At 74.1% G+C, this 17,604-nt stretch carries 14 protein-coding genes; 7 read left to right on the forward strand and 7 right to left on the reverse strand.

Going from position 1 to position 17,604, the window contains the following annotated elements; genetic code table 11:
- Window positions 1-14: 14 nt before the first annotated feature.
- The gene (locus AB0O53_RS04510; protein ID WP_350989846.1) at window positions 15-893 is read right to left on the reverse strand and encodes a Sco1979 family transcriptional regulator; all 879 of its coding nucleotides are present in this window, start codon (window positions 891-893) and stop codon (window positions 15-17) included.
- Between the two features lie 338 nt (window positions 894-1,231).
- Between AB0O53_RS04510 and AB0O53_RS04515 the strand changes: the two genes are divergently transcribed.
- Entirely contained in the window at window positions 1,232-1,741 is a 510-nt protein-coding gene (locus AB0O53_RS04515) for an ATP-binding protein (RefSeq protein WP_350989848.1), read from the forward strand.
- Between the two features lie 111 nt (window positions 1,742-1,852).
- On the opposite strand, the gene AB0O53_RS04520 is transcribed toward AB0O53_RS04515, so the two are convergent.
- Together AB0O53_RS04520 and AB0O53_RS04525 are read right to left on the reverse strand one after the other, a co-directional pair.
- Window positions 1,853-2,098 (reverse strand): DUF397 domain-containing protein, encoded by a 246-nt coding sequence (locus tag AB0O53_RS04520; RefSeq protein WP_350989850.1) that lies wholly within the window; start codon window positions 2,096-2,098, stop codon window positions 1,853-1,855.
- A 119-nt stretch (window positions 2,099-2,217) separates the two neighbouring features.
- Window positions 2,218-4,317: an FUSC family protein gene (locus AB0O53_RS04525; protein WP_365193210.1), complete on the reverse strand. Its 2,100-nt coding sequence runs from the start codon at window positions 4,315-4,317 to the stop codon at window positions 2,218-2,220.
- A 125-nt stretch (window positions 4,318-4,442) separates the two neighbouring features.
- Between AB0O53_RS04525 and tatA the strand changes: the two genes are divergently transcribed.
- Window positions 4,443-4,607, forward strand: a complete 165-nt coding sequence (gene tatA, locus AB0O53_RS04530) for a Sec-independent protein translocase subunit TatA (RefSeq protein WP_350989854.1) — start codon at window positions 4,443-4,445, stop codon at window positions 4,605-4,607.
- 47 nt (window positions 4,608-4,654) lie between these two features.
- On the opposite strand, the gene AB0O53_RS04535 is transcribed toward tatA, so the two are convergent.
- Complete coding sequence (locus AB0O53_RS04535) at window positions 4,655-5,836, reverse strand: DUF2786 domain-containing protein (RefSeq protein WP_365193212.1); 1,182 nt, start codon at window positions 5,834-5,836, stop codon at window positions 4,655-4,657.
- A 120-nt stretch (window positions 5,837-5,956) separates the two neighbouring features.
- Between AB0O53_RS04535 and AB0O53_RS04540 the strand changes: the two genes are divergently transcribed.
- Window positions 5,957-7,675 (forward strand): bifunctional 3'-5' exonuclease/DNA polymerase, encoded by a 1,719-nt coding sequence (locus AB0O53_RS04540; RefSeq protein WP_350989858.1) that lies wholly within the window; start codon window positions 5,957-5,959, stop codon window positions 7,673-7,675.
- A 13-nt stretch (window positions 7,676-7,688) separates the two neighbouring features.
- On the opposite strand, the gene AB0O53_RS04545 is transcribed toward AB0O53_RS04540, so the two are convergent.
- The 3 genes from AB0O53_RS04545 to AB0O53_RS04555 form a co-directional block, all read right to left on the reverse strand.
- Window positions 7,689-8,972, reverse strand: a complete 1,284-nt coding sequence (locus AB0O53_RS04545; protein ID WP_350989860.1) for a hypothetical protein — start codon at window positions 8,970-8,972, stop codon at window positions 7,689-7,691.
- 66 nt (window positions 8,973-9,038) lie between these two features.
- The gene (locus AB0O53_RS04550; protein WP_365193688.1) at window positions 9,039-9,551 is read right to left on the reverse strand and encodes a SigE family RNA polymerase sigma factor; all 513 of its coding nucleotides are present in this window, start codon (window positions 9,549-9,551) and stop codon (window positions 9,039-9,041) included.
- 56 nt (window positions 9,552-9,607) lie between these two features.
- A complete protein-coding gene (locus AB0O53_RS04555; protein WP_350989864.1) occupies window positions 9,608-10,159 on the reverse strand; it encodes a GNAT family N-acetyltransferase in 552 nt (183 codons plus the stop codon).
- A 290-nt stretch (window positions 10,160-10,449) separates the two neighbouring features.
- Between AB0O53_RS04555 and AB0O53_RS38335 the strand changes: the two genes are divergently transcribed.
- The 4 genes from AB0O53_RS38335 to eccCa all read left to right on the forward strand — a co-directional run bounded on the left by AB0O53_RS38335 (window position 10,450) and on the right by eccCa (window position 17,595).
- Complete coding sequence (locus AB0O53_RS38335) at window positions 10,450-10,860, forward strand: hypothetical protein (protein ID WP_403136807.1); 411 nt, start codon at window positions 10,450-10,452, stop codon at window positions 10,858-10,860.
- A gap of 109 nt (window positions 10,861-10,969) precedes the next feature.
- Window positions 10,970-12,325 (forward strand): type VII secretion integral membrane protein EccD, encoded by a 1,356-nt coding sequence (eccD, locus tag AB0O53_RS04565; protein ID WP_365193215.1) that lies wholly within the window; start codon window positions 10,970-10,972, stop codon window positions 12,323-12,325.
- A gap of 21 nt (window positions 12,326-12,346) precedes the next feature.
- A complete protein-coding gene (locus AB0O53_RS04570) occupies window positions 12,347-13,618 on the forward strand; it encodes a MinD/ParA family ATP-binding protein (RefSeq protein ID WP_350989868.1) in 1,272 nt (423 codons plus the stop codon).
- 2 nt (window positions 13,619-13,620) lie between these two features.
- Window positions 13,621-17,595 (forward strand): type VII secretion protein EccCa, encoded by a 3,975-nt coding sequence (eccCa, locus tag AB0O53_RS04575; RefSeq protein ID WP_365193217.1) that lies wholly within the window; start codon window positions 13,621-13,623, stop codon window positions 17,593-17,595.
- Window positions 17,596-17,604: the final 9 nt, after the last annotated feature.

Consider the following 17,604-nt stretch of genomic DNA (forward strand, 5'->3'; position numbering starts at 1 on the left):
ATACTACGTGCGGATCAAGACAGTTGGAGTAGGCCGCGGAGAAGATCCCTGGTCCGGTCGGGATCGGGGCAGTCCGCCTGGAGGCGTTCCATCGCCCGCTCGTACTGCCCCACTTCCTCGTCCTTGTCCAGGTAGAGGGCACTGGTGAGCTGTTCCAGATAGACGATGTCCTGCAGGTCGGACTCGGGGAAGCGCAGCAGGGTGAAGGCCCCGCTCTCGCCCGCGTGTCCGCCGAAGGAGAAGGGCATCACCTGGAGCTGCACGTTCGGCCGCTCGGAGATCTCGATGAGGTGCTCCAGCTGACCGCGCATGACGTTGCGGTCGCCGTACGGGCGGCGCAGCGCGGCCTCGTCGAGGACGGCGTGGAAGACGGGGGCGCTCTCGGAGACGAGCACCTTCTGCCGCTCCAGGCGCAGCGCGACGCGGCGGTCGATCTCGGCGGCGGTGGCGCCGGGCATGCCGCGGCTGACGACCGCGTGGGCGTAGGCCTCGGTCTGCAGCAGGCCGTGGACGAACTGCACCTCATAGATACGGATGAGCGACGCGGCGCCCTCCAGCCCGATGTACGTCTGGAACCAGCCCGGCAGCACGTCGCCGTAACTGTGCCACCAGCCGGTCGCGTTGGCCTCGCGGACCAGTCCCAGCAGGGACTCGCGCTCGGTGCTGTCCGTGACTCCGTAGAGCGTGAGGAGGTCCTCCACGTCCCGTGCCTTGAAGCTCACCCTTCCCAACTCCAAGCGGCTGATCTTCGATTCGGATGCGCGGATCGAGTAGCCGGCCGCCTCACGGGTGATGCCGCGGGATTCTCGGAGTCGCCTGAGCTGGGAGCCCAGGAGGATGCGGCGCACCACAGAACCGCTTGTTTCTGCGGTCACTAGTACTGCCCTCCCCATCGCATTGGCGTGCGCGTGGTGTGCGCGTGCTCGGGGCCCCCGCACCCCAGGGGCCGCAGTCTGCCACCAAAACGCATCGGGCCGTACTCGTTCTGTAACGGAATCCCGGCTCCTGGAAAAGAAGTCCGTAAGTATGCGTAGGAAGAAATGAGCAAGAACCGTCACGTGAGGGGACAGGTCCGGCGCGTGCACGTGCATCTGCCCTTGCATCCGGCCCGAGCATTCGGAACGATGGTCCCCGCGCACCTGCGTGCACTTCGCGCCGGCGCGGGACCCACCCCGCAGTTCTCTTTGGACACAAGCCACCGCTTCGTCCGCGAATCCCGGGAGTGCCTCGCATGGGGACGAATGGATCGACCATGCTCGAGCCGTTACGGCAGGGGCTTCCCCCGGTCGACCCCACGGCTGTCTCCGGGTCCGCCTCATGCGCTCTGCCCGCGCGGTTCGACGCGGTGCGGGGCGCACGCACTTTCACCCGCTCGACGCTGTCCCAGTGGGGCCTCGACGACCGCTTCGACGACGTGGCACTGGTCGTGTCCGAACTCGTCACCAACGCCCTGCGCCACGCCCTGCCCGAGGAGTCGAGGGGTCCGGGCGCCGAGCCGGAGCCGCCGGTGCGGCTGCACCTGATGCGGTGGAGCACCCGGCTGGTGTGCGCGGTGCGCGACCCCAGCGAGGACCGGCCCGGCGGGGCGTTCTCGCCGGAGCGGACCGAGGAGAACTTCGACCTGGAGTCCGGGCGCGGGCTGTTCCTGGTGGACTCCTACAGCGACAGCTGGGGCTGGCACCCGCTCGCGGGACGGCTGACCGGCAAGGTGGTCTGGGCGCTGTTCCTGCTCCACGACTGAGCCCGCCGGACCGGCGGCCGGGCCGCCCGTTTCACGACGACTGGCCGGGACCGATCACTGCGATCGGTCCCGGCCAGTGCACGTGCATGGCTTGATGAGTGCGCCGTTCCGTCAGCCGATCAGGTGGTCGAACTCGCCGTCCTTGACGCCCAGGAGCAGGGCTTGTATCTCGGCCGGCGTGTAGACGAGCGCCGGACCGTCCGGGAAGCGCGAATTGCGCATGGCGACATCGCCTCCGGGCAGCTTCGCGAACTCCACGCAGGAACCCTGCGAGTTGCTGTGTCTGCTCTTCTGCCACGTCAGCTCAAACAAGGAAGCGAGTTCTGCAGCTGCCATCCCGTTGTACGCGTGGTCCACAGGAAGCCCCCGATAGTGCAGATGTCAACTCCACCGGATCATAGCTGTGTTCACCAGCTGCTGCATGCGCAGATGCACGTGCACGCGGGGTGTTCCCATGATCACAGACAGGTCCGTCCTCAGGGGCGGAGGGCCTCGGAGACCTCGTCGAGCGAGGCGAGGAGCCCTGCGACCGCCCCGCGCAGCACCTCCGGGCCGGGACCGGGGCTGGGACCAGGGCCGGGGCCGGGGCCGACTCCCTCCGCACGGTCCGCCCACCGCGGGTCCGCCAGCACAGCCCGGACGCCGTCCCACTGCGGCACCCGGCGCTCGCGCACCGCCCGGGCCCCCGCCTCCGTGGCGCCGCGCACCGCCTCGGCCAGGGCCGCGGCGCCCGGGACCGGCCGGTGGCCGGGCTCCGGGAGGTGGGCCTCCAGGAGCATGGTGCTGCGGCCCAGCGCGGCCAGGGCCTCGCCCGCGTCGTCGGCGGCCGCGCGGGAGAGCCCCCGGTGGCGCACCGGTTCCCCCTCGGCCCGGTCCACCGCCTCGTGCCAGGCCACCCGGGCGTCGCGGGCCGCCAGCAGTGCCTCGCGCACGTCGGCGTGCCGGGCCCCGCCCGGGTCGGCGTACTGGCCGAGCACGGCGGCCGCGTACCGTCCCCCGGCCGCGATCCAGTCGGCGAGGCGGGTCCGCAGCCGCGGGGTCTCCCAGGCCGGGTAGAGCGCGTAGCCGATCATCGCGAGCAGCCCGCCGACCAGCGTCAGCGCGACCCGGTCGGGCACGGTCTGGTCCCAGCGGACGCCGCCCATGCCGAGCAGGAAGACGACGTAGGCGGAGACGCAGACCTGCGCGACGGCGTACCCGGTGCGCATCAGGACGTACATCAGCCCGGCACTGACCACGGCGAGGAAGCCGGACAGGTACATGCCGGGCTGCGCCAGCTGCACGACGGCCGTGGCGACGCCGACCCCGACCAGGGTGCCGGCGAAGCGGGCGACGGCCCGGGAGTAGGTCTGGGTGAAGTCCGGCCGCATGATCATCACCGAGGCCATCGGCGCCCAGTAGGCGTGCCCGAGGGGTAGCGCCAGCCCGACCAACAGGCCCGCGCAGGTCACGGCGGTCACTCGCAGGGCGTGCCGCAGCACCGGCGACCCGGGCCGCAGTTCGGCCCGCACGGCCGCCAGGACCACCGGCACGAGCCCGGCCATGCCCGGCCGCAGCATCGACTCGGCGGGATCGGCGGTGCGCCCGGATCCCGGCTCGGCCGTCTCCAGTACGTCGTCCAGCAGGGCGGCGAGCCGCCGCGCGGCCCGCAGGGGCGCGCCGGTGAGGAGGTCCGCCGTGTCGGGGGACTTCAGGACGGCGAGCGACGGCGCGGGCAGGCTCACCGGTTCCCCGTGCCGGATCGCCCGCGCGGCGGCGTCCAGGACCGCTCCGGCGGCGGTGAGCAGGTCGTGCACACGGTCCCGGCCCGGGCCCTCGGCCGGCGCCCCGACGGCCGGGTCGGCGAGGGAGGCCAGCACCGGCCGGACCCGCTCCGCCAGCCCCCGCGCCCCGTGCAGCTCGGCGGGGCGCCGCCGGGCCTGGCGCACCGTCACGGCGGCCGCGTCGCGGGCCTTCATCAGGGGCTGCGGGTCGAAGGGCGCGACGGGGTCGCGGCGCAGGCGGCGGGCGTAGTCGGCCTCGGCGGCGAGCGCGTCGGCCAGGGCGTCGCGCTGGGCGCCCCAGCGGCGGACGGGGAAGAGCACGATCAGCAGCGCCTGGACGACCCCGCCGGCCGCGATCATCGCGGCGTGTCCGGCGGCCTGCGCCACGGAAGTGGGCAGGGTGACGGTGACCAGCATGATCGCGACGTTGCCGGAGGCGATGATCCCGGCGGTGGGGCCGGCCGCCCAGAGCATCCCCGACGCGAAGGTCCAGACGGCGAGCAGGGCGAGGAACAGGCCGGTGTGGGACGCGCCGACGAGGTAGCCGACGAAGGTGGACACGGCCAGGGTCAGCCCGGAGGCCAGGGCGAGGGCGGGGCGCGGCCGCCAGCTCTGCTGGAAGGTGGCGACGGCCGCCATGAAGGCGCCGAAGGCGGAGCTGGCCGCGGCGCCGGGCCCGAGGAGGGCGAGGGAGGCGCCGATGACGAGCGCCAGGCCGACGGCGGCGCGCAGGGCGACGAGGGGTTCCAGGCGGGTCCGCTCGATCGCCAGGCCCGACCGGGCGGCGGCCCGCACTGCCCGCAACCAGCTCATGGCGCCGAGGGTAGCGGTTTTCAGGACTTCTTCAGATTTGTCGGGAGCGGCGTCCTGCCTGTTCCATGGGCCGGGCGCGCGAAGGATCCCGAAGAGAAGCCGGATCGTCCGAAAGGGGAACGCCCGTGTTCCGCAACGCCGTCCAGCCCTGGCACCTGCTCATCGTCCTGGTGGCCTGCCTGCTGGTGTTCGGTTCCAAGAAGCTGCCCGACATGGCCCGCTCGCTGGGGAAGTCGATGCGGATCCTGAAGTCGGAGGCCCGGGCCCTGCGCGCGGACGACACCCCGTAGCCCGCGCCCGTAACCGGTAACCGGCGGCCGGTGACCGGTGGCTCCGCCTAGGACTCGGGGAGCGGGCGGCGGCGGCCGCCCATGTGGGCCCGGTCGGCGGCCGCCGTGCCGTCCTCCCAGCCCGCGTGGTCGGTGGCGCCGCGCAGCCGGGTGGTGGTGGTCCGCGGGAACATCTCCTCGGCCCGGGAGGTGACCGCCACGTCCCGCGCCACCAGGGCCGGGAGGTTGTCCGGGGCCTCCGTCGCCGCGTGCTCGGCGGTCTCGGCGAGCCGGTGGCCGAGCCGGCTGGCGTAGGCCAGCAGGAAGGACTGGCGGAAGGTCTTGGTCCGCTTGCGTCCGCCCGACCGCTGCGCGGCCTCCGCGCGGGTCATCGCGGCCGTTCCCTGCACCAGGAGCGAGGTGTGGAGCAGTTCCACCGCCTCCAGGTCGCTCTCGAAGCCGACCACCGTGGAGAACTCGAAGCCGCTGTTCCACACCGCCCGGCAGCGGTTGGCGGTGGCCACCGCGTCGAGCAGGACCGCCTTCGCCTCCTCGTACGGCGGCTCGACGCCGATCCGGCGGGCGGCGGGCACCTGGGCGGGGCCACGGCCGCTCGCCGCGAGCAGCGCCTCGTCCACGGTGTGCCGGGCCATCAGCTCCTGGGCCTTCGCACTCAGCGCCTCGGCCTCGTCCGGGTAGGTGGTCGCCTCGGCCTTGGCGAGCAGGGCCCGGATCCGGCCCAGCATGCGCGGCTCGATGTGGGCGTGCTCCGCGAGGGCGTCGACCGGATCGCCGGGCAGCGGACCCACCGGCTCGATCGACGGCAGCCGGATCAGCAGCCGCAGCACCTCCAAGAGGGCGGTGGCCAGCGTGAACCGGTCGGCCCGCTCCCGCCGCGCGAGCCCCTCGGCGTACTCCTCGTCGCCGCCCCACCACGCCTCGGCCTCGCCCCAGCGCTCCGGGAGCCGGGCGTAGCGGCGCGCCTCGGCGGCGATCAGGTCCCCGGTGATCCGCAGGTGCCGCTCGTCGAGGTCCCGGCGGACCAGCCGCAGCACGTCGGCCGGCTGCCAGCCGCGCTCCCAGCCCTGCCGTACGTACGCCTCCCCGCGCGCCAGCAGCTCACGGCCCACCCCGGACCAGCGCCCGGGATCGGCGGCGAGCAGCGAGGCCCCGGTGTCCAGCCCGGCGTCGTCCTGGGCGTAGAGGGCTGCGGCGAAGGCTCGGTCGACGGTCTCGGCAAGGTCTGTCACACCTCTCAGCTTGGCATGTCCGCCTTCGCGCCCCCTTTTCGGGCGGGCGGGCCCGGGAGGCCGGGCTCGGTCCGGTACGGCGGGCCGGGGATGTCGGACCCCGGTGGGACACTCGCACCCATGAGCGACCGCACTCCCCGGTGGGCCCTCGCCGAGGACGGCGACGGGTGGTGGCACGCCGCACCCGTGGACCCCGCCGACGGAGTCCGGATGCGCGTCCGCGACCCGGCCGACGCGATCCGCTCCGCCCCGCCCGGCACCCGCTGGGTCTGGCGGTCCACCGCCGCCGTGTACCCGCGCCTGCTCGCGTCCGGCGTCCGCGTCGAACGGTGCCACGACATCGAGGCCGCCGAGCTGCTGCTCCTCGGCCACGAGGGCCGCTCCGGCGAGCCCCGCTCGGCCGCCGCGGCCTGGGCCCGGCTGAACGACGCCCCCGTGCCGCCCGATCCGCCGCAGCGCGCCGCCGATCCGCGCGCCCAGGACTCCCTCTTCGACCCGCAGCCCGTCCCGCTCTCCCTGGACGTCCTGCTCGCCGTCCACGCCGACCAGGCGAAGCGGCAGGGCGCCACCGCCCACCCCGACCGGATGCGGCTGCTCGTCGCCGCCGAGTCCGCCGCCTTCCTCGTCGCCGCCGAGATGCACCGCGCCGGTCTGCCCTGGCGGGCCGACGTGCACCGGGCCCTGCTGACCGAGCTGCTCGGCGAGCGGTACGCGGGCGGCGGGGAGCCCCGGCGCCTGGCCGAGCTCGCCGACCGCGTCTCGGCGGCCTTCGGCCGGCGCGTGCGACCCGACCTGCCCGCCGAGGTGATCCGGGCCTTCGCCAAGGACGGGATCAAGCTGAAGTCCACCCGCCGCTGGGAGATCCAGGAGCTGGACCACCCCGCCGTGGAACCGCTGGTCGAGTACAAGAAGCTGTACCGGATCTACACCGCCCACGGCTGGTCCTGGCTCGGCGACTGGGTCCACGGGGGCCGCTTCCGCCCGGAGTTCATCCCCGGCGGTACGCTCACCGGCCGCTGGGTGACCAACGGCGGCGGGGCCCTGCAGATCCCGAAGGTGATCCGCCGGGCCGTCGTCGCCGACCCCGGCTGGCGGCTGGTCGTCGCCGACGCCGACCAGATGGAGCCGCGCGTACTCGCCGCGATCTCCCGCGATCCCGCCTTCATGGAGGTCGCCGGCCGGTCCGAGGACCTCTATACCGCCGTCTCCCGCCAGGGCTTCTCCGGCGACCGCGAGAAGGCCAAGCTGGCCGTCCTCGGCGCCGTCTACGGGCAGACCTCGGGGGACGGCCTGAAGAACCTGGCCGCGCTCCGCCGCCGCTTCCCCCGGGCCGTCGCGTACGTGGACGACGCGGCGAAGGCCGGGGAGGAGGGCCGGCTCGTCCGCACCTGGCTGGGCCGCACCTGCCCGCCGCCGGCCGGCTCCGGCGAGGGCGACGAGGCCGGGGACGGGGGCGTCGACCCGGCCGAGGGGGAACCGGACGGCGAGGCGGCCGGGAGCCGGCCGGACCGGGAGGACGCCTGGACCCCGGGCTACGCCTCCACCAACACCCGGGCCCGCGGCCGCTTCACCCGCAACTTCGTGGTCCAGGGCAGCGCCGCCGACTGGGCCCTGCTGCTGCTCGCCGCCCTGCGGCAGGCGACCGCCGGAATGCGCGCGGAGCTGGTGTTCTTCCAGCACGACGAGGTGATCGTGCACTGCCCGGCCGAGGAGGCCGGGGCGGTGGTGGAGGCGATCCGCGCCGCCGGCGAACGGGCCGGCCGGATCGCCTTCGGCGACACCCCGGTCCGCTTCCCGTTCACCACGGCGGTCGTGGAGTGCTACGCCGACGCCAAGTAGCATTCCCGGGAATCTAGTTGCGGTCGCGGTTCCAGCCCGGTGCGAGGGCGATCTCCTTCAGCTGCTCCAGGGTGACCGCGGGCGTCGGGCGGGTCGCGGCGCCGCTCAGGTCGGCGGCGTTGAAGCCGGAGACCGTCACCCGCAGGCCGTTCTCCCGCAGGGTGTCCACGGTCCACTGGACCACGCCCCTGCCCTTCTCGGCGGGTCCCTGCGTGATCCTGACCTTCGTCCCGTCGGGCTGCGCGGTGACGTCGGCGCCCGTGAAGCCCGAGGTGCTCCCGCTCCTGGAGACGGTGAGCTGGACCAGGGACGTGCCCTTGCCGTCGTCGAGCACGGCGTAGCCGTAGGTGCCCTCCCCGCCCCGGGAGGCGACCGGGATCCCGACGGGGACCAGCAGTGACGCCAGGGCGTCGGCGGCGCTGCGGTCCTTCAGCGCCGTGCCCGACTCGGACGCCGGCGCCGCCGGATCCGGCTCGGCGGGCGGCAGGTCGTTCAGCGCCGGGTGCCAGACAGGCGAGGTGACGAGGGTCTTCAACTGGGCGCTGTCCAGCGGTGGGTCGGGCCGCGTGACGGGCGCGTCCTTCTCCGCCGGGGCGTTCCACTCGGAGGCCTCGACCATGAAGCCCGCCGGGGTGACGAGCACGGCCCGCCAGCACTTGGTGTCCACCCGGCGGTCGGGGTACTCGTACCCCTTGAGGATCAGCAGCTTCGAGCCGTCCGGCAGCTTCTCGGTCCGGCAGTCGTCGTAGCCCTGGAGGTTCTTGTCCCCGCACTGGGTGAGCTGGGCGGCCTGACGGCCCCCGGGGTCGACCCGGGAGAGGCCGACGGAGACGGCCGCCTTGCCCTTGCCGTCGTCGTACACGCCGGAGACCGCCGCTCCGCCCTCGTTCTCCGTGCCGCGCGCCTCCATCGGGGTCACCGTCCCGCGCTGGCCCGCCAGGGCCTTCTCCAGATCGGCCATCATCCGCTCCGCGCCGACCGCGCCGCTGCCGGCCCTCGGCCCCTTCCCGGACCCGGAGTCGGGACCGCCGGTGGCGCCCGAACCGGACGGCGTGGGCGGTGACGCGACGTGGACGGTCTCCGCGCCGCCCGCACCGCCGAGGAGCCCGCCGGCGTAGGCGCCCGCTGTCCCGACCAGGGCCAGGGCCAGCACGGATCCCCCGACGACCGCTGCCCGGCGGCGCGCCACCAGGCGCCGGCCGCGTTCCTCGCCGGCGTCCACCAGGGCGTGCCGGTCGGCCGTGAAGCCGTCCCCCGTCCGCCGGAGGGCCGCACCGAGATCATCTTCAAAGGGCATGAGGAACTAGACCTTCCGTTTCAAGGGTGTGAAGGGGCCGTGCGGGAGCGCGGGGTCGCCGCGCTCTCAGAGTTCCGCGAAGGCGGTCAGACTGCCGCCCAGCTGCTCCCGCAGGCGGGCCAGCGCCCGCGAGGTCCGGGTGCGGACCGCCGCCGAGCTGACGTTCATCGCGTCGGCGGTCTCCTCGACGCTGCGGTCCTCCCAGTACCGCAGCACCAGCACCGCCCGGTCCTTGGGCGCCAGCCGCCCCAGCGCCTGCAGCAGCGTCATCCGCAGCGCCGGGTCGCCGCCGCCCGCCGCCGCTCCCGTGTCGGGGAACTCCCCGACCGGGCGCTCCCCCGCCGACCTGCGGCGCCGGTGCGTGAGGTAGGCCCGTACCAGCACCGTCTGCGCGTACGCGGCAGGATTGTCCACGCGGGAGATCCGGCCCCAGTGCAGGTACATCCGGCCCAGCGTCTCCTGCACCAGGTCCTCCGCGAGATGGGTGTCCCCGCTCGCCAGCAGGCACGCCGATCGGTACAGGTGCCCCGACCGGCCTGCCGCGAATTCACGGAACCCGTCCCTGCGACCCTGTCGCATCCACTCCCCCTCGCGTCCGTCCCACTCCATCGACGCGACGGCCGCACGGGAATGTTTCACCCCTCCGCGGAAGCCTCCGCGGAAGGCGTCGCGGAAGCCGCCGCGCCGAGGTCGTGGAAGTACACGTGGAACTCCTCGCGGACAAAGCCCTCCGCCTCGTAGAGCCCCTGCGCGACCGTGTTGTCGTACGCGGTCTCCAGCTGGACGCCCGCCACCCCGGCTGCGCGGGCCCGGCGCACTACCTCGCGCAGCAGGGCCCGGCCGGCGCCGGTGCGCCGGCCCGAGGGGGCGACGTAGAGGTCGTTCAGGATCCAGGCGGTCGACAGCGTCAGGGAGGAGAAGGCGCGGTAGACCTGCGCGAAGCCGACGGTCCCGTGCCCGGGGACGTCGGCGAGCAGGACCAGGGACTCGTCCTTCGCGATGCGCTCGGCCAGGAAGGCCCGCGGGGCGTCGGGGTCCGCCACGTCCACCTCGTAGAAGTCGAGGTAGCCGCGGAACAGCGCCGCCGCCGTCTCGACGTCCGCCTCTCCGGCCACGCGGACCGCGACGGGCGGATCGGCCTGCGCGGCCGACTGGTTGACCTGCTGCTGTGCTGCCTGACCGGTCATGTGCCTCTCCCTGGGGTGTGCGTCGCGCGCGGGACGGTCCGAGCCGCCCCGGCGCACCCACGCTACGACGGGAGTTGCGGACGGCGTGTGCTTCAACCCGGCGGCCGGGCCCCACGCGTACGCCGCCTTCCCGCCACGGTTCACTCCCCGGTCCGGATGTGCCGGATTCGGATGCATGCTCTATGTTGCAGAGGCAAAACACGGGGGCTCGGCATGGCGCACACTCAGCAGCCGCGCCCTGGAGCGGTGGCAGGCGCTCGACGAGCCGGGACTGGGGCGACGGACGACAGATGGCACGGGACTACGACAGCCAGCTTCTGGAGTCGGTGGCGGTACGCCGCCGCAGGATGAGGGACGCCCTGCTCTTCGGTGCCCAGCGGGCACGGCGCACGGCGGACGAACGGCTCGGGAAGCTGTTCGCGGGCATCGCCATCGCGGCCGTCCTGTGCGCGGGCTGCGTCGGCTGGTCCTTCGTCCAGCACACGCTCGCCAAGCAGAAGGCCGAGCAGCAGAAGCAGCAACAGCGGCAGCAGGGACAGCTGCAGCCGCTCGGGCAGCCCGCTGCGCCGCCGCAGCCGTCCGCCCCGGCGAGCCCGTCGCCGTCGAAGTCCCCGAAGCCGTCGAAGTCCCCGAAACCGACGAAGACGTCACAGCCCGCCTCCTCGCACGCGGCCACGTCGCCCGCGCCGGTGAAGTCGTAGAGGAAGAAGCAACCGGCGTGCAGATCCGGGAGATTTCACGGTCCGGCAGCAGCGCCACGTCCCCCTTTGCCCCGAAAGGTCGCAAACCCGCGATGATAGGTTCCCGCAAGTGGTGAGCACAGCAACGACTTCCCGGGCGCAACTCAGCAGGGTGACCCTGATCGGCGAGCGTCGCCGGGCCGACATGGTCCTGCCGTCCGACACGCCGATCGGTCAACTGCTCCCGGACATACTCCAGCTGCTCGACGACCGGGCCGCCTCGCGACCGCTGACCCGTCAGCTGATCGCGTCGGACGGCTCCGCGCTGCCGCACGACAGCACCCTCGCGACGGCCGGCATAGCCGACGGAGCGGTCCTGCGCCTGGTCAGGAGCCACTCCGCACCGCCCGCCCCGGTGGTCCACGACGTCACCGACCTGGTCTCCGACGACCTCGACCTCCAGGCCTGGCGCTGGCGTCCCGCCGCCCGGCGGGGCAGCGCGGGCGTGGCGACCGTCGCGTTCACGGTGACCGCGGCCCTGCTCGCCCGGCACGAGTTCGCCCTCGACGCGCTGGCCGGCGCCCTGGCCGCCGTCACGCTCGTCCTGATGGCGACCGGCGCCGTCGTCTCCCGGATCGGCCAGGGCAACCGGGGCCTCGCGACCGCGCTCCTGCTCGCCTCCGGCGGACTGGGGATCCTCACCGCGTGGACCGCCGCGGACGCCTACGACTGGGCCGGCACCGCGCGGCTCGCCGCCGTCGCGGGCGCGCTCGTCCTGACGCTGGCCCTGCTCGGCCACTTCTCCCCGCTCGGCCGCGGCGGGCTCTTCGGCGCCGTGGCCACCGCCGTGATCACGGCCCTGTGGGAGGCCGTCGCCGCCGTACAGGGCGACCCGGCCCGGCTCGGCGCGGTGATGGCCCTCGTCTCGGTGGTGCTGCTCGGCCTGCTGCCGCGGCTCGCCCTGATGGCCTCGGGGCTCACGGCCCTCGACGACCGCCGCTCGGGCGGCGCCTCCGTCAGCCGCCACGAGGTCGGCAACGCGCTCGCCGCCACGCACCGCGGGCTCGCGCTCGCCACCATCGTCACCGCGGTCTCGGCCGCGGCCGCCGGCTGGCTGCTGACGCTCGCCGAGAAGCCGTCGGTGTGGACGGTCGCGCTGCCGTCGCTCGTCGCCGTCGTCCTGCTGTCGAGGGCGCGCGCCTTCCCGCTGGTGGCCGAGGTCGTGGCGCTGATCGCCGCCGCGGGACTGCTCGTCGTACGCCTGGTGATGCTGTGGACCGACCACGACGGGGGCGCCGGCCCGCTGGCCGTCCTGGTCGTGGCGGCGCTGCTGCCGCTGCTCGTCCTCGCGGTGCAGCCGCCGGACCACGTGCAGGTCCGGCTGCGGCGCACGGCCGACCTCGTCGAATCGGTGGGCATGGTGGGGCTCTTCCCGCTCGCCGTCGGGGTGTTCGGCGTGTACGGGCAGCTGCTCAACAAGTTCTGAGGAAGAGGGGCAGGGGCAGACATGCCGAACGCAGAGAACTGGCAGGGCGACGTCCTGCGCGACCTCAGGGGCGGGGCGCAGCCTCCGGCGCAGGGGCAGCCGGGGCCGCCGCAGCAGCAGCCGGCCGCGGGTCCCGCCGGGCAGGCCCCCGCCCCGGGCGCCCCGGCCCCCGCGCACGGGCACCCGCAGGCCCACCAGGTCCCGGGCGGCGGACAGCAGACCGCCGGACCGCAGGGCGCCGGACCGCAGGGCGCACCCGCGTACGGGTACCCGCCGCAGGGCCGGCCGTACCCGGAGGCGCAGCCGCAGCAGCCGCAGCAGCCGCACCCCCAGGCCGCGTACGCGGCCGCCGGCCACGGACAGCGGACCCGTACGCCCGACTCCAAGCCCGCGGTGGACCGGCAGCTCTCCGGGACCGGCCGCAAGCCCCGGCACGGGGAGCCGTTCAGCGCCCGCGCGCTGCGCGCCGTACGCAGAACCGTTTCCTCGTCGGCCGCCCGCGAGGTCGCCGAGGCCACCCGCGCCGCCGAACTGCTCCAGCAGCCGGTGACCACCGGCCGGCAGATCGCCGTCACCTCCATCCGCGGCGGCGCCGGCAAGTCCACGGTCGCCGCCCTGCTCGGCACCACGTACGCGCACTACCGGCAGGACCCCGTCCTCTTCGTCGAGGCCGACCCGGCGCTCGGCTCGCTGCCCATCCGGCTCGGCGCCGAAAGCCTGCGCTGGACCACCGGCGACGTCGCCGACATCGTCGAGCCCCAGATGTCGCTGCTCGACATCACCGGCTACCTGGTCCAGCTCCGCGACAACGCCTGGCTGCTGCCCGGCAGCCAGGGCCAGATCGGCGCGATGCTCGACACCCGCTCCTACGAACGGGCCATGGTGGCGCTGCGCCGCTACTTCGGCGTGGCCGTCGTCGACTGCGAGACCCTGCCCGCCGAGGTCGCCCGCGTCGCGCTCTCCGCCTCCCAGGCCCGCGTCCTGGCCACCCCCGCGACCCTCGACGGCGTCAGCAGCACCTTCGCCGTCCTGCAGTGGATGAAGGGCCTTCCGCCGCACATGCTGGCGAGCACCGCCGTCGTCATCACCGAGCAGGCCCCGCACTGCGGGGTCGACCTCGCCGACGCGGTCCGCACCCTGGAGGCCGCCGGGCCGAGCGTCCACGTCCTGCCCTACGACCGCCACCTGGCGGACGGCGGCCGCATCCGCACCGAACTGCTCGCCCACTCGACCCGGCAGACCGCCTCGCGGCTCGCCGCGGACGTCTTCCAGCTCTCCCAGAAGCGCCACTGACGATGAGTACCCGACTGATCCACCGCCCGGCACGGACCGTCAGGCCGCCGGCGCCCCCCGAGGCGCGCACCATCGAGGCCCCGCCCAACCTCCCCGAGGGGAAGGCGGGCAGCATCGCCATGTCGCTGCTGCCCGTGGCCGGCGTCATGTCGTCCGTCGTGATGATGACGGTCGTGCGCAACAGCCAGTTCGCCGCGCTGGGCGCCCTGATCCTCGTCGTCACCATCATCGGCTCGGTCGCGCTCGTCTTCTCCCAGCGCGGCAAGGCCCAACGCACCCGCCGCACCCAGCGCGAGGCCTACCTCGCCTACCTGGAGGACCTGCGCGAGGAGCTCTCCGCCGAGGAACGCGAACGCGGCGAGCACGCCGACGTGCTCAACCCGCCGCCGCACGCCCTCTACGACATCGTCCGCGACCCGGCCCGGCTGTGGGAGCGGCGCCGCACCGACGGCGACTTCCTGCGCGTGCGCGTCGGCACCGGCGAGATGCCGGTCCGCGACCTGCAGATCGGCCAGCAGGGCTCCACCGTCCTCACCCCGCCCGACCAGTTCATGCTGAACGAGGCCTCGGCGCTCACGGCCCGCTTCCGCAACGGCACCGAGCTCCCGCTCACCGTGCCGCTGGACCGCATCGGCAACATCAGCGTCATCGGCCCCCGCGAGGACTGCCTGCGCGTCGCGCGCGCCCTGCTGGTCCAGACCGCCTCCCTACACGCCCCCGACGACGTGGCGATCGCCCTGGCCGCGCCCGGCGACCGGCTCCCCGACTGGGAGTGGGCCAAGTGGATGCCGCACCTCCTGGACACCGAGCAGCTCGACGGACCCGTCGCCGCCCGCCGCATCGCCCCCTCCGCCGACCAGCTCGCCCGGCAGATCGGCCCCGAGCTGCGCCGCCGCGCCTCCTACGCCGCCGAGGTCCGCCGCGGGCTGTCCGGCAAGGACGCCCTGTCGATGACGTCCCGGCTGCTGGTGGTGACCGACGGGCACGGCGAGGACGCCGTCGAACTGCCGCGCCCCGACGACGCGGTCGGCCTGCGCGAGATGGGCGTCACCGTCCTCCACCTGCTCGAACAGCGCATCCAGGAGCCCGGCCACGTCGGCGTGCGCATCACCGTCGACGGCGACCGGGTGCTCATCGAGGACCTGCGCCAGGACGAGCCCATCAGCGCCCACGGCACCGTGGACGAGGTCGGCATCCCCTTCGCCGAGGGCCTGGCCCGGATGCTCGCCCCGCTGCGCCTGTCCGCCGAGTCCCTGATCGACGCCCCGCTGTCCGGACCCGTCGACTTCGCCGACCTGCTCGGCATCGACGACGTGGCCCGCCTGGACCTCGCGAGCCTGTGGGCCCCGCGCGGCGAACGCGCCTTCCTGCGCGTGCCCATCGGCATCAGCGACGCCCGCGAGCCCGTGCTGCTCGACCTGAAGGAGTCCTCCGAACTGGGCATGGGCCCGCACGGCCTGTGCGTCGGCGCGACCGGTTCCGGAAAGTCCGAGCTGCTGCGCACCCTCGTCCTCGCCCTGGTGGCCACGCACCCGCCCGAGGACCTCGCCCTGGTCCTCGTCGACTACAAGGGCGGCGCGACCTTCGCGCCGTTCGCCGACCTCCCGCACGTCGCCGGCGTCATCACCAACCTGGAGAACCAGGCCGGTCTCGTCGAGCGCGTCCACGCCTCCCTCGCGGGCGAGGTCAAGCGCCGCCAGCAGGTCCTCAAGGACGCGGGCAACGTGGCCGACATCGGCGACTACGCGGCACTGCGCGCCGACCGCCGGCCCGACCTGGACCCGCTCCCGCACCTGTTCGTCGTCATCGACGAGTTCGGCGAACTGCTCACCGCGAAGCCCGACTTCATCGACCTGTTCCTCTCGATCGGCCGCATCGGCCGGTCCATCGGCGTCCACCTGCTGCTCTCCAGCCAGCGCATCGAGGGCGGCAAGCTCAAGGGCCTGGACACCTACCTCTCGTACCGCCTGGGCCTGCGCACCTTCTCCGCCGACGAGTCCCGCACGGTCCTGGACACCACCGACGCCTTCCACCTGCCGCCGCTGCCCGGCTTCGGCTACCTCAAGGTCGACACCAGCCACTACGAACGCTTCAAGGCGAGCTACGTCTCCGGCGCCTACCGGGGGCCCGTGCAGCGCGCCGAGGACGAGGACAGCGGCCCGCTCGCCCTGGAGTACGGGGCCTTCAACTCCCTCTCCGCACCGCAGGCCACGGGCGGCCAGGAGCCCTCGGCGCGCCGCCGCGAGACCGGCCCCACCGAGATGGGCGTCATCGTCGACCAGCTGCAGCACGCCGCCGGTCCGGTCCGCCGCATCTGGCTGCCCCCGCTGCCCGACGCGATCTCCCTGGACTCCGTCGCCGGCCCGCTCGACGTGGGCGTGCGCGGCATGCAGCTCTCCGAGCGCCGCGACCGGCTCGTGGTGCCGCTCGGCCTGCTCGACGACCCGACGAAGCAGTGGCAGGGCCGCTGGTACCTCGACCTCACCGTCGCGGGCGGACACGCCGCCGTCATCGGCGGCCCGCAGTCCGGCAAGACCACCCTGCTGCGGACCCTGGTCCTCTCGCTCGCCCTGACCCACACCCCGCAGGAGGTCGGCGTCTACGGCCTCGACCTGGTCGGCGGCGGCCTGCAGGCCCTGTCCGGGCTGCCGCACGTGGGCGGCATCGCGGGACGCGCCGACCGCGAGCGCGCGGCCCGTACGGTCGAGGAGGTGCGCACCATGCTCGCCCTGCGCGAGGACCTCTTCCGCGAGCACGGCATCGACTCGGTCGAGCAGCTGCGCACCCTGCACGCGGCCGGCCGGCTGCCGCAGCTGGCCTCCGCCGAGATCGTCCTGGTCATCGACGGGTTCGGTGCGCTGCGCGACGACTTCGAGGAGCTCGACGACGCGGTCGTCGACATCCTCAAGCGCGGCGGCGGCTACGGCATCCACGTCGTCGCGGGCATGCTCCGCTGGAACGACGTCCGCATCGCCACCCAGTCGAACTTCGGCACCCGCGTCGAGCTGCGCCTCAACGACCCCAGCGAGTCCAGCATCGAGCGCAAGCTCGCCGAGACCCTCGCGCCCGACGAGCCGGGGCGCGTCCTGACCGACGGCAAGCTCTTCGCGCAGGTGGCGCTGCCCCGCACCGACGGGCTCACCGACACCTCGGAGCTGGGCGCCGTCCTGGAGCGCACGGCCCGCACGATCCGGGCGACCTGGAGCGGCGATGCCGCCCAGCCGGTGCGGGTGCTCCCGCACGTACTGGAGCCGCACCTGCTGCCGGGCCCGGTCGCCGAGCCGAAGCGGGTGCCGATCGGCCTGGACCAGACCGCGCTGGCGCCCGTACTCCTGGACCTGTTCCACCACGACCAGCACCTGCTGGTCATGGGCGACAGCGAGTGCGGCAAGACGAACCTGCTCAAGACCATCGCCGGCGGCCTCATCGAGCGCTACGGCGAGGACGAGCTGGTCTTCGCGATCATGGACCCGCGGCGCAGCCTGCGCGGTGTGGTCCCCGAGGAGTTCAACGGCGGCTACGCCTACAACGCCAAGATGTGCGCCGGGCTGGCCGCGGGCATCGCCTCCGAGCTGGAGCGGCGGATGCCGGACGACAGCGCCCCGCTGGAGGACCTGGAGCCGGGCAGCTGGGGCGGCGGCCCGCGGATCGTGGTCCTCGTCGACGACTACGACGTGCTGACCACCGCGGGACAGTCGCCGCTGGCCCCGTTCGTCCCGTACATCCCCTCGGCTGCGGACATCGGCCTGCACTTCGTGCTGACCCGCCGCGTCGCGGGCGCCTCGCGCGGCATGTACGAGCCGCTGGTGCAGGGCCTGCGCGAATCGGGGGCCTCGGCGGTCGTCATGGCCGGCGACCGCAGCGAGGGCCAGCTGTTCCCGGGGGTGTACGCCGCCCAGCACCCGGCCGGCCGCGGCGTCCTCGTCCGCAGGGGCCAGTCCAACCGCCTGATCCAGACCGTGTACGCCGCCGAGTGAAGGGCCGCC

Source organism: Streptomyces erythrochromogenes (genome assembly GCF_040684695.1).
Lineage (GTDB): Bacteria > Actinomycetota > Actinomycetes > Streptomycetales > Streptomycetaceae > Streptomyces > Streptomyces erythrochromogenes_C.

Bases quoted from the DNA above. Each gene is read 5' to 3' on its own strand.
- eccCa (WP_365193217.1), top strand. From the start codon at position 13,621: ATGAGTACCCGACTGATCCACCGCCCGGCACGGACCGTCAGGCCGCCG.
- AB0O53_RS04515 (WP_350989848.1), top strand. From the start codon at position 1,232: ATGGGGACGAATGGATCGACCATGCTCGAGCCGTTACGGCAGGGGCTT.
- AB0O53_RS04540 (WP_350989858.1), top strand. From the start codon at position 5,957: ATGAGCGACCGCACTCCCCGGTGGGCCCTCGCCGAGGACGGCGACGGG.
- AB0O53_RS04570 (WP_350989868.1), top strand. From the start codon at position 12,347: ATGCCGAACGCAGAGAACTGGCAGGGCGACGTCCTGCGCGACCTCAGG.
- AB0O53_RS04510 (WP_350989846.1), bottom strand. From the start codon at position 893: ATGGGGAGGGCAGTACTAGTGACCGCAGAAACAAGCGGTTCTGTGGTG.
- AB0O53_RS04525 (WP_365193210.1), bottom strand. From the start codon at position 4,317: ATGAGCTGGTTGCGGGCAGTGCGGGCCGCCGCCCGGTCGGGCCTGGCG.
- AB0O53_RS38335 (WP_403136807.1), top strand. From the start codon at position 10,450: ATGGCACGGGACTACGACAGCCAGCTTCTGGAGTCGGTGGCGGTACGC.
- AB0O53_RS04545 (WP_350989860.1), bottom strand. From the start codon at position 8,972: ATGCCCTTTGAAGATGATCTCGGTGCGGCCCTCCGGCGGACGGGGGAC.
- AB0O53_RS04550 (WP_365193688.1), bottom strand. From the start codon at position 9,551: ATGCGACAGGGTCGCAGGGACGGGTTCCGTGAATTCGCGGCAGGCCGG.
- AB0O53_RS04555 (WP_350989864.1), bottom strand. From the start codon at position 10,159: ATGACCGGTCAGGCAGCACAGCAGCAGGTCAACCAGTCGGCCGCGCAG.